The sequence below is a fragment of the Synechococcus sp. BA-120 BA3 genome (assembly GCF_034931285.1).
Classification (GTDB): Bacteria; Cyanobacteriota; Cyanobacteriia; order PCC-6307; family Cyanobiaceae; genus Cyanobium.
The window spans coordinates 1-10551 of sequence record NZ_JAYGHZ010000042.1 but is presented as its reverse complement, the minus strand read 5'-3'; the positions used below and the strand labels follow the sequence as shown (position 1 = coordinate 10551).

The window sequence follows — 10551 nt, the reverse complement described above, 5'->3', positions numbered from 1 at the left end:
TCCCAATGGACTGATGAGCAAGACCAACCGGCGCCGGCTACGGCGTCAACAAGCCGGGGCTACAGCCTCACAGGGTGGGCCAGATTTCATGTCGCCGGAGGACCAATTCCGGATGTCGCTTGACACCGGTTCAGCCGTTGCCCCTGCCGGTGGACCACCGCCAGCGTGTCTCTGGTGGCGGGCTGGTCGGCCGGGGCCTGGGTGCGGTGGGCCTCCACCACGGCCAGCAGGTTGGCCACCGGTGCCCGCAGTTCATGGGCCGCATCGGCGGTGAACCGCTCCTGCTGCCGGTAGGCCGCCAGCAGCGGCCGCATCGCCAGACCCGACAACCACCAACTGGCCAGGCCCGCCACCAGCAGGGCCAGCCCCACGATCGTCTGGGTGGCCCACCAGAGCCGTTCTCTCTCCGCCTCCAACCCGTGCAGGCTGCGGCCGATCTGCAGATAGCCCCAATCCAGCTCCGTCGGCTCCGCGCCCCGATGCACGGGCGTGTGGGACCGGTGCAGATGGATCGCGTACTGCAGGAAGCGCTCTCCGCCATGCCCAGTCACCACCGTCCAGGCTGAGCCGGATCGGTCGATGGTCGCCGTGGGAGATGCGCCCGGAGATCCGGGGGAGTGGGCGATCAGCGCGCCGCGCCGATCCAGCAGACGCACGTAGAAGCGCTCTGGATCCGTGATGCTGACGGCATGGCGCGGCAGCAGGGAGGGTGGCGACGCACAGGGCTGCCCCACCAGGCAGAGTCCGGGGAGCACCCTGGCCAGCTGGGGAGAGGGCCTGGCGTCTGGCGGCAGCAGGGGTTTGAGGCTGTCATGCAGGGTGCCCGCCAGGGTTTCCACCTCGCTCTCGAGGGCCGTCCAGTTGGCGCGCATCAACAGGCCGAACAGCCCGTACCCGGCGCCGTAGAGAATCACGCCGATCACCGCCAGATAGGCCGCCGCCAGCCGCAGGCGGCTGCTGGGGATGGGACCAGGCCAGGCCATGGCAGGCGTGCCTACGGTTCCGGTTCCGGATCGAAGCGGTACCCCTTGGAGGGCACGGTCTCGATGGGAGAAGGAAGCCCATGGCTGGCAAGCCGGCGCCGCAGCAGCCGCACCTGGGCCGCCACCACATTGCTGATCGGATCCTCCTCCAGCGACCAGAGCCGAGACCGCAGCCGTGATCCCGGGATGATCTGGCGCGGATGCTCCATGAAGTAGGCCATCAGCTGCAGTTCCTTGGCCGACATCACAATCCTCGTGCGTCCCCCCTCCTGTTCGATGGTGAGGCAACCCTCGGCCGGATCGAGGACATAGCTGCCGGCGCGGAGCAGAGGATCGCGGTAACTGGGCTGGCGCCGCTGCAGCGCCCGGATCCTGGCCAGCAGCTCCTCCATCGCGAAGGGCTTGCTCAGGTAGTCGTCGGCACCGGCATCGAGGCCCTGCACCCGGTGACTGGTGTCGGCCAGGGCCGTGAGCATCAGCACGGGCACGGTAAGACCGGCCCCGCGTACCCGCCTGCAGAGCTCCGGGCCTGAAAGACCCGGGAGCATCCAGTCGAGGATGAGCAGGTCGTAACTGGCCAGGTCGCTGCCCAGCAGGCTCCAGGCGCCGAGCCCCTCGGCGACGTGATCGACGACATGGTGATGGGCGCGCAGCACCACCTCGATGGCGCCGGCCAGTTCGGGCTCGTCCTCCACCAGCAGGATGCGCAGCGGCAAGGACCTGAAGGCGGGGATGGGGCCGATCCTAGGCAGCGCAGGAGGTTTCACCTGTTTTTCATCCCTCCTGCGGCATCCTCGGCGGGTCCTTGTCCTGCCCCTGCGGCAGCAGCAGCATGCGTGCCCTTCTTCTGGCCACCAGCCTGAGCCTCGGATCCCTGGCCCTCGGCGGACCCGATCCGGCCGTGGCGCATGTGGGCCATGGCGATGAGTTTCAGCAGCAGGGGAATGTGCGCCAGGTGAAGGCCAGCGCCGAGATCGACGCCCTGCTGGGCATCACCACCGCTCCTGCCACCGAAGCCGGCGGTGTGGTCTCCATTCCCGTCGCCGCGGTGGTGGACGCAGAGGGCAAGCCCCTGGTCTTCGTCAAGAGCGGCACCACCTACGACCCGGTCTTCATCCAGACCGGCGCCACCGAGGGCGATCAGATCGACGTCACCGACGGTGTGACGGCCGGGGAGAACGTGGTGACCCAGGGGGCCCTCTCGCTCTACGCCGAGTCGAAGAAGAGTCAAAGTGCCGCCGCAGCCGCTGGGGAACCCACCGCCGCCCCCACGGAGGCTCCGGCGCCCCCGGTCGCGGCCACGCCCACGGCCGCCGCAGGTCCCAACCCCCTGCTGATCGGTGCCGCTGCCGTGGTGGTCGTGGTGGGCGGTGGGGTCGTGGTCTCCCGGCTGGGCAGGAAGCACTGACTTCCGGACCCTTCGTTCGCTCGCGCCCCCCGACCCATTCCGATGCTTGAACGCCTGCTCAACCAGACGCTGCGCACCTCGATCGCCAGGCGCTGGCTGGTTGTTGTCGCCGCCGTGCTGATCACCCTCTGGGGCCTGTCGATCCTCAGCCGGATGCCGTTGGATGTCTTTCCCCCGTTCGCCCCACCCCAGGTGGATGTGCAGACCAGCGCCGATGGCCTGGCACCGGAGGAGGTGGAACGGCGCATCACCGTGCCGATCGAATCGGCCGTCCATGGGCTGCCGGGGGTGGAAACGGTGCGCTCCTCCTCGAAGGTGGGGCTCTCGATGGTGCAGGTGGTCTTCGATCAGAACGCCGACATCAACCTGGCCCGCCAGTCGGTGGCGGAACGCCTGCAGCAGATCGCGGCGGAACTGCCCGCCAACGCCAGCGCCCCGGCCATCTCGCCGCTGGTGTCGCCGCTGGGAACGATCCTGCAGTACGCCTTCACGTTGAAGGGCGGCGGCCCCACCACGCCGATGGAGCTGCGCCGGATCGTCGCCACCACCTTCAACAACCAGATCCTGGAAGTGCCCGGCGTCGCCCAGGTGACCCTCTACGGCGGTGAGCAGGCCCAGCAGCAGATCCAGATCGATCCGCAACAGCTTCAGGCCCGGAACGTGTCGTTGCAGGCCGTGGCCGAGGCGGCCGCTGCCGCCAGCGCCAACGCCCCGGGCGGCTTTCTGATCGCGGGCGGGCAGGAGAAGCTGATCCGCGCCGATGGCCAGGCGAGCAGCCCTGCGGATCTCGCCGATGCCGTCGTGACCGATCAGAAGGGGCAACCGCTTCGACTTGGTGAGGTCGCCACGGTGCAACTGGGCAGCGCCGTCAAGCGCGGCGACGGCAGCTTCAACGGCAAGCCGGCGGTGGTGCTGATGATCAACAAGCAGCCCGACATCGACACCCCCAGCGTCACCCGCGAGGTGGAGGAGCGGATCGCCGCCCTCAGCAGGACCCTGCCGGCTGACATTCAGGTGACGCGCACCTTCCGGCAGGCCAGCTTCATCGACACGGCGATCCGGAACGTCAGCAGTTCCCTGATCGAAGGCATCGCCATCGTCTCGGTGGTGATGGTGCTGTTCCTGATGAACTGGCGCACCGCCGTCATCACCCTCAGCGCCATCCCTCTTTCACTGCTGATCGGGCTGATGCTGATGCGGGCCTTCGGGCTGGAGATCAACACCATGACCCTCGGTGGGCTGGTGGTGGCGATCGGCTCGGTGGTCGACGATTCCATCGTGGATATGGAGAACTGCTACAGCGGCCTGCGCCGCAACCAGGTGGCCGCCCAGCCGAAGAATCCCCTGCAGGTGGTGTACGAAACCTCGGTGGAAGTGCGCCAGCCGGTGATCCTCTCCACCGTCATCATCGTGGTGGTGTTCGCGCCGATCTTCAGCCTCACGGGCGTGGAAGGGCGGATCTTCGCGCCGATGGGGCTGGCTTACCTGCTGTCGATCGCCGCCTCCACCCTGGTGGCGCTCACCCTCTCGCCAGCGCTCTGCGGAATTCTGCTGGCGAACACGCAACTGCCCGTCGAGAACACCTGGATCGCCACCTGGGTCGAGCGGGCCTACCGGCCCCTGCTGGAGATGGTGCTGATCTCCCCCAGGCGGGTGCTGGCGACTGCCCTGGCCGTGGTGGTGATGGCCTGCGCCATTCTGCCCAGCCTCGGGCGGGTGTTCCTGCCGGAGTTCCGCGAGAAGTCGCTGGTGAATTCGATGGTGCTCTACCCCGGGGTGTCGCTGGAGATGACCAGCCGCGCCGGCCTGGCCCTCTCCACCACCCTCAAAAGCAACCCCCTGTTCGCCTGGGTGCAGGTGCGGGCCGGTCGGGCCCCGGGAGATGCCGATGGTGCCGGCGTCAACCTGGCCCATGTGGATGTGGAGCTGAGCGATGCGGCGATGCAGGATCGTCCTGCCGCCATCGCCGAACTGCGCCGGGCGTTTCTCCGCCTTCCGGGTGTGGCCCCCAACATCGGCGGCTTCATCTCCCACCGCATGGATGAGGTGCTCTCGGGGGTGCGCAGCGCGATCGCGATCAAGATCTACGGGCCCGATCTGGCGGAACTGCGCAGAATCGGCGAGCAGGTGCGTGACGCCATCGAACCGATCCAGGGGGTGGTGGATCTGCAGCTCGAACCCCAACTGCCCATCCAGCAGGTGCAGATCGCCTTCGATCGTCAGGCCGCCGCCGCCAACGGCCTCACGATGCAGCAGCTGGCCGAGGCGGTGGAGATCGCCCTCAACGGCAGGACCGTGGGCCAGATGGTGAACGGCACCAATCGCACCGATGTGGTGGTGATGGTGCCCGAGGCCTCCCGCAACAGCCTCGATGCCCTGCGGGCCCTGCCGATCGCCACCCCCGCCGGCACGATGCTCCCGCTGGGATCCCTGGCCCGGATCGGCAACAGCCTGGGCGCCAATGTGGTCAACCGGGAGGATGTCTCCCGCCTGATCGTGGTGTCCGCCAATGTCAGCGGCCGGCCGCTGGGCACGGTCGTCGGCGACATCCGGGCCACCATCGAGCGCACGATCCAACTGCGAAGCGGCTACCTGATCCGCTACGGCGGCCAGTTCGAGTCGGAGGAGCGGGCCACCGCCAACCTCGTGCTCTACAGCCTGCTGGCCGCGGTGGTGATCGCCGTGCTGATGTTCGTGTCGGTGCAGTCCCTGCCGGCCACGGTCGCCATCCTGATCAATCTGCCCCTGGCCCTGGTCGGTGGCCTGGTGGCCATCCTGCTCACCGGCGGTGTGCTTTCGGTGGCCTCCCTGATCGGGTTCATCACCCTGTTCGGGGTGGCAGTGCGCAATGGCCTGCTGCTGGTGGACAACTACAACCGCCGCCACGCCGAAGGGCTGGAGCTCAGAGAGGTGATCCGCGCCGGCAGCCTCCAGCGCCTCAACGCGATCCTGATGACCGCCCTCACCTCGGCTCTGGGCATGCTGCCGCTGGCCCTGGCCTTCGGGGCGGGCAACGAGATCCTGCAGCCCCTGGCGATTGTGGTGCTCGGTGGGCTGATCACCTCCACGATCCTCACCCTGCTGGTGCTGCCGGCCCTCTACGCCCGTTTCGGCGGCTGGTTACTGCCGCGCCGCCAGCCTGTGGTGCGCGAGGGTTGAGGCCATGGGGAGCGCCCCTTCCAACCGGATCAGCGCCGGGTCTCAGCGGCAGGGGCTGGTCGCCGGCCTGCTGGCCGCGGGGTTCTTCGGCCTCAGCGCTCCATTAGTCAGCGTCATCAGCGCTGCGGGCTCGCCGCTGATGCTCGCCGCTCTCCTCTACGCCGGTGCCGCCATCGCCCTGCTGGTGGCACGGGGGATCGTTGGCCAGCGGCAGGAGGAGTCACCCGTTCAGCGCCGTGACCTGCCCCCGCTGCTGGGGCTCACCGTGCTGGGCGGGATGGTGGGGCCGATCTGCCTGGTGCAGGGGCTCACCCTGCTGTCGGCGGGCTCCGCCTCCCTGCTGCTGAACCTGGAAACGGTGTTCACGCTGCTGATCGCCGTGCTGGTCGGCCGTGAGCACCTCAGCCGCCGGGGGTTGATCGCGGCCGTTCTGATCCTCTCCGGTGCCGTGCTGCTCACGGAGGGCTCCCTCCATGGGGCCACGCTGCGGGGCTCCCTGCTGATCGCCGGCGCCTGCCTGGCCTGGGGAATCGACAACAACCTGAGCCAGCGCCTGAGCCTGCGGGACCCCCTGCAGATCGCCCTGCTCAAGGCCATCGGGGCCTCCGGCCCCATGCTGCTGCTGGCCCTGGCGGCCGGCCAGAGGCTGCCGGCCTGGCCGGCGCTTCTCGGGCTGCTGTTGATCGGCGCGCTCGGCTACGGGGTCTCGATCTGGCTGGACCTGCTGGCGCTCCGTCACCTGGGGGCGGCCCGCGAAGCCCTGGTGTTCTCCACGGCTCCCTTCGTGGGCCTGTTGTTCTCCCTGCTGGTGCTGGGCGAAGCCTTCACCAGTGCCATGGCGATGGCCGCCGCCGCCATGGCGCTCGGCGTCGGCCTGCTGCTCAGGGAAGACCATGGCCACTGGCATCGGCACGAGGTGCTCCGCCATGCCCACCGCCACCGCCACGACCCAGCCAACGCTGACCCCCACCACAGCCACGGCCACAGCGGAGTGGGGCAGGCCGTCGGCGATGCTCAGCAGCCCTACTGGCATGCCCATGAGCATGACCATGACCCGATCGAGCACGAGCACCCGCACGTCAGCGATGGGCATCACCGGCATGGCCACGGCGATCGCCCCTGAGGGTCGGCGCGGCCTCCGGCAGCCCCACCGGCCCCTGCCACGCCATACATTCAAAGGATGGCCCTGAGCGCAGACCCCACCGAGCACTTCGACCTGATCGTGGTCGGCTGCGGCCCTCACCGCCGCCACGGCAAGCACTTCGGGCTTTACTTCACCTTTTGGGGCCGGATGTTCGGCACCGAAGATCCCGCCGATGCCGTCTCGCAGCAGCCCGCCGCCATGGTCCCGCCGGAAGCCTGAGCCCAACGGCGGCCCGGGGGCCTCCTGAGGCGCGAGGATGGGTTCAGAATCCTGGTGTCCAGGTGATGACCTCGCGACCCACCCCAACGGACAACGACACGACCTCGGAGGCAGCCGCCGGGGCCGAAGCTCCCTGCGTGGGACAGGCCCTCAATCATCGGCTGCGCCAGCTGCACCAGCAACTGATGGAAATGACGCCCGATGTGGATCGGGTGGCCGTCGCGCTTTACGACCCTCAAGTCGATTTACTGAAGACGTTTGTCAATAGCACACGCACGGGAGAGGCGATCAGCGGCTATGAGTTCCACCTCTCCAAAAGCCAGTCCCTCAGCCACCTGGCCACAAGCCGGTCCGTCCGCGTGCTGGACAACATCCCGGCGGCGGTGCGCGGCAACACCAAGCACTCGGCCTGGCTACTGAAGGAGGGCTACCGCTCTTCGCTGACTGTTCCGTTGCTCGACAAGGGTTCGTTCATCGGCTTTCTCTTCTTCGATTCACTGAAGCCCGCGGTTTTCACCGATTCCGTGCAGCGGAAACTCTCTCTAATCGCTTCACTGATCAACATGTTGATCTGCAGCGAGCTCAATCTGGTGCACTCCATCACGGCTTCGGCCCAGGTGGCCCGGGAGTTCGCCAACCTGCGGGACTTTGAAACCGGCGCCCACCTGGAGCGCATGGCCCACTACGCACGGCTGATCGCCCGAGAACTCCAGCAGAGCCACGGACTCAGCGATGAATACATCGAACATCTGTATCTGTTTGCGCCCCTGCATGACATTGGCAAGATTGGCATTCCCGATCGCATCCTGCTCAAGCCCGGCCCCCTCGACCCTGAGGAACGCAAGTTAATGGAAACCCATGTGCAAAAGGGCATGGAGATCCTGGATAGAATGGTGGGTGAATTTGGCCTTGAGGATCTCCCCGACTCAGCCGTGATGAAGAACGTGGTGGCAGGCCATCACGAAAAACTCGATGGTTCCGGCTATCCCATGGGCCTCGTGGGTGAGGCCATCCCCCTGGAGGCCCGGATCATCGCGGTGGCCGATGTGCTCGATGCCCTCACCAGCCACCGGCACTACAAGCAGGCCTGGAGCATGGACGCGGCCATCGCCGAACTCGATCAGATGGTGACGGCAGGTCAGTTCGATGCCGACTGTGTGGCGGCCGTGAAGCGGCGGCGCGACGCCGTGGAAGTGATCCGGGAACGTTTCCAGGATGGCTGAACCCGAACCCCTCGGCCCGGGACGCCGCGGCACCCACCCCCGCAACGCCATACATTCAAAGGATGGCCCTGAGCGCAGCCCCCACCGAACGCTTCGACCTGATCGTGGTCGGCGGCGGCCATGCCGGCTGCGAGGCGGCCCTCACCGCCGCCCGGCTGGGGGTGTCCACCGCCCTGTTCACCCTCAACCTCGACCGCATCGCCTGGCAGCCCTGCAACCCGGCCGTGGGCGGTCCGGCCAAGAGCCAGCTGGTCCATGAGGTGGATGCCCTCGGCGGGGTGATCGGCCGGCTGGCCGATGCCACCGCCCTGCAGAAACGGCTGCTCAACGCCAGCCGCGGCCCGGCCGTGTGGGCGCTGCGGGCCCAGACCGACAAACGCCACTACGCCCGCCAGATGCTGCAGCTGCTGCAGCACACCCCCAACCTGGCCCTGCGCGAAGCGATGGTCACGGGACTGGAGCTGGAGGGGGATCCCCACGACCCGTCCGGCCCGCCGGCCCGGGTGATCGGCGTGCGCACCTACTTCGGCAGTGTCTACGGCGCCGGCGCCGTGATCCTCACCACCGGCACCTTCCTGGGGGGCCGTATCTGGGTGGGCAACCGCTCCATGGCGGCGGGCCGGGCCGGCGAGCAGCCCGCCGAAGGGCTCACCGAAGCGCTTCAGGCCCTGGGGTTCCGCACCGACCGGCTCAAGACCGGCACCCCCGCCAGGGTCGACCGGCGCAGCGTGCGCCTCGACCAGCTGGAGGAGCAGCCCAGCGACGCCGCCGACCGCTTCTTCAGCTTCGATCCCACCGCCCGGGTGAGCGGCGAGCAGATGGCCTGCCACATCACCCGCACCACGGCGGCCACCCACCAGCTGATCCGCGACAACCTCCACCTCACGCCGATCTACGGCGGCTTCATCGACAGCAAGGGGCCCCGCTACTGCCCCTCGATCGAGGACAAGATCGTCCGCTTCGCCGATAAAGACAGCCACCAGATCTTCCTGGAGCCCGAAGGACGCGACACCCCCGAGCTCTACGTCCAGGGCTTCTCCACCGGCCTGCCCGAATCCCTGCAGCTGGCCCTGCTGCGGACGCTTCCCGGTCTGGAGGCCTGCGTGATGCTGCGGCCCGCCTACGCCGTCGACTACGACATCCTGCCGGCCACCCAGCTGGAGCCCTCCCTGGAAACCAAACGGGTGCGGGGCCTGTTCTCGGCGGGCCAGCTCAACGGCACCACCGGCTACGAGGAGGCCGCCGCCCAGGGGCTGGTGGCCGGGCTGAACGCCGCCCGTCTGCTGGGCGGCCAGGACCCGATGCACTTCCCCCGGGAGGGGAGCTACATCGGCACCCTGGTGGACGACCTGGTCACCCAGGACCTCAAGGAGCCCTACCGGGTACTGACCAGCCGCAGCGAGTACCGCCTGGTGCTCCGCGGCGACAACGCCGACCGGCGGCTCACGCCCCTCGGCCGCCGGCTGGGCCTGATCGACGAACGGCGCTGGCGCCTGTTCGAGCAGAAGCAGGCCGCCATCGACGCCGAGAAACACAGGCTGGAAACGGTGCGGCTCAAGGCCGCCGATCCCGCCGCCACCGCCGTGGCCGCCGCCACCGGCGCCGGCATCAACGGCTCGATCACCCTGGCCGATCTGCTGCGCCGGCCCGGCCTGCACGGCGAGGATCTGGTGCAGCTGGGGCTCATGGGTCCGGATCTGCCGGTCGACGTGCGCGACGGCGCCGAGATCGACATCAAGTACAGCGGCTATCTGGCCCGCCAGGAACAGCAGATCCAGCGGGTGCGGCGCCAGCTCGAGCGGGCCATCCCCGCCGACGTCGACTACGCCGCCATCGGCACCCTCTCGGCGGAGGCCCGCGAAAAGCTGGCCGCGATCCAGCCCCGCAGCCTGGGCCAGGCCTCCCGGATTCCCGGCGTCAGCCCCGCCGACGTCAACGCCCTGCTGCTCTGGCTGGAACTGCAGCGACGCCGGGCAGACTCGGGCCCTCGTCAGACCGTGGAAGCATCGTTACAGTGACGCACGCCTGACGCCGAGGTCTGCAGATGAGCCCCTCCCCTCGGCGTCCCCTGCGCGGCATTCCTACCTCGCGTGCCTACTGGGAGCTGAAGGCCGAGCAGATGATGAACCGGGTCTTCGACCCGGAGGCCACGATCGATCTCGACGTAGCCTCCCAGGCCGAGGTTCCCCCGCCCCTGCCCCTGGCCCCTGCGGTGCGGCGGCTGCGGGGCCGGCCTTCCCCACCGGCCACCACCCCCTCCCGGACCGACCGCAACACCCTGCTGCTGACGGCCATGGGTGGGGTCTGCATGGTCAGCGTCGCCAGTTCGGTGCTGTACCTCACCCACTCCAGCCGCATGCAGCAGGCCCTGAGCCAGGAACGCAGCCTGCTGCTGGTCGAGCGGCTGCGCAGCCT

Annotated in this window: 8 protein-coding genes and 1 pseudogene; 7 read left to right on the top strand and 2 right to left on the bottom strand. The window is 68.5% G+C overall.

The window, feature by feature from the left end:
• Positions 1 to 86 precede the first annotated feature (86 nt).
• Together VB737_RS03455 and rppA are read right to left on the bottom strand one after the other, a co-directional pair.
• Positions 87 to 983 (bottom strand): sensor histidine kinase, encoded by an 897-nt coding sequence (locus VB737_RS03455; protein ID WP_500311158.1) that lies wholly within the window; start codon positions 981 to 983, stop codon positions 87 to 89.
• A gap of 11 nt (positions 984 to 994) precedes the next feature.
• The gene (gene rppA, locus VB737_RS03450; protein ID WP_323243480.1) at positions 995 to 1693 is read right to left on the bottom strand and encodes a two-component system response regulator RppA; all 699 of its coding nucleotides are present in this window, start codon (positions 1691 to 1693) and stop codon (positions 995 to 997) included.
• A 122-nt stretch (positions 1694 to 1815) separates the two neighbouring features.
• Between rppA and VB737_RS03445 the strand changes: the two genes are divergently transcribed.
• From VB737_RS03445 to VB737_RS03415, 7 genes and pseudogenes are all read left to right on the top strand, one after another.
• Positions 1816 to 2391 carry an efflux RND transporter periplasmic adaptor subunit gene (locus VB737_RS03445; protein ID WP_323243474.1) on the top strand — a complete coding sequence of 192 codons (576 nt, stop codon included), beginning with the start codon at positions 1816 to 1818 and terminating at the stop codon, positions 2389 to 2391.
• 42 nt (positions 2392 to 2433) lie between these two features.
• Entirely contained in the window at positions 2434 to 5550 is a 3117-nt protein-coding gene (locus tag VB737_RS03440; RefSeq protein ID WP_323243475.1) for an efflux RND transporter permease subunit, read from the top strand.
• A gap of 4 nt (positions 5551 to 5554) precedes the next feature.
• The gene (locus VB737_RS03435) at positions 5555 to 6673 is read left to right on the top strand and encodes a DMT family transporter (protein ID WP_323243476.1); all 1119 of its coding nucleotides are present in this window, start codon (positions 5555 to 5557) and stop codon (positions 6671 to 6673) included.
• A gap of 57 nt (positions 6674 to 6730) precedes the next feature.
• Positions 6731 to 6913: a hypothetical protein gene (locus tag VB737_RS03430; protein WP_323243477.1), complete on the top strand. Its 183-nt coding sequence runs from the start codon at positions 6731 to 6733 to the stop codon at positions 6911 to 6913.
• Positions 6914 to 6978: 65 nt separating this feature from the next.
• The gene (locus VB737_RS03425) at positions 6979 to 8136 is read left to right on the top strand and encodes an HD domain-containing phosphohydrolase (protein WP_323243478.1); all 1158 of its coding nucleotides are present in this window, start codon (positions 6979 to 6981) and stop codon (positions 8134 to 8136) included.
• 62 nt (positions 8137 to 8198) lie between these two features.
• Positions 8199 to 10154 carry a tRNA uridine-5-carboxymethylaminomethyl(34) synthesis enzyme MnmG gene (gene mnmG / locus VB737_RS03420; protein WP_500311153.1) on the top strand — a complete coding sequence of 652 codons (1956 nt, stop codon included), beginning with the start codon at positions 8199 to 8201 and terminating at the stop codon, positions 10152 to 10154.
• Between the two features lie 26 nt (positions 10155 to 10180).
• Positions 10181 to 10551, top strand: a pseudogene (locus VB737_RS03415) (hypothetical protein); the annotation flags it as partial.

Excerpts from the sequence above, each read along its gene's own strand:
- VB737_RS03440 (WP_323243475.1), top strand. The coding sequence starts at position 2,434 with ATGCTTGAACGCCTGCTCAACCAGACGCTGCGCACCTCGATCGCCAGG.
- VB737_RS03445 (WP_323243474.1), top strand. The coding sequence starts at position 1,816 with ATGCGTGCCCTTCTTCTGGCCACCAGCCTGAGCCTCGGATCCCTGGCC.
- VB737_RS03455 (WP_500311158.1), bottom strand. The coding sequence starts at position 983 with ATGGCCTGGCCTGGTCCCATCCCCAGCAGCCGCCTGCGGCTGGCGGCG.
- mnmG (WP_500311153.1), top strand. The coding sequence starts at position 8,199 with ATGGCCCTGAGCGCAGCCCCCACCGAACGCTTCGACCTGATCGTGGTC.
- VB737_RS03430 (WP_323243477.1), top strand. The coding sequence starts at position 6,731 with ATGGCCCTGAGCGCAGACCCCACCGAGCACTTCGACCTGATCGTGGTC.
- VB737_RS03425 (WP_323243478.1), top strand. The coding sequence starts at position 6,979 with ATGACCTCGCGACCCACCCCAACGGACAACGACACGACCTCGGAGGCA.
- VB737_RS03435 (WP_323243476.1), top strand. The coding sequence starts at position 5,555 with ATGGGGAGCGCCCCTTCCAACCGGATCAGCGCCGGGTCTCAGCGGCAG.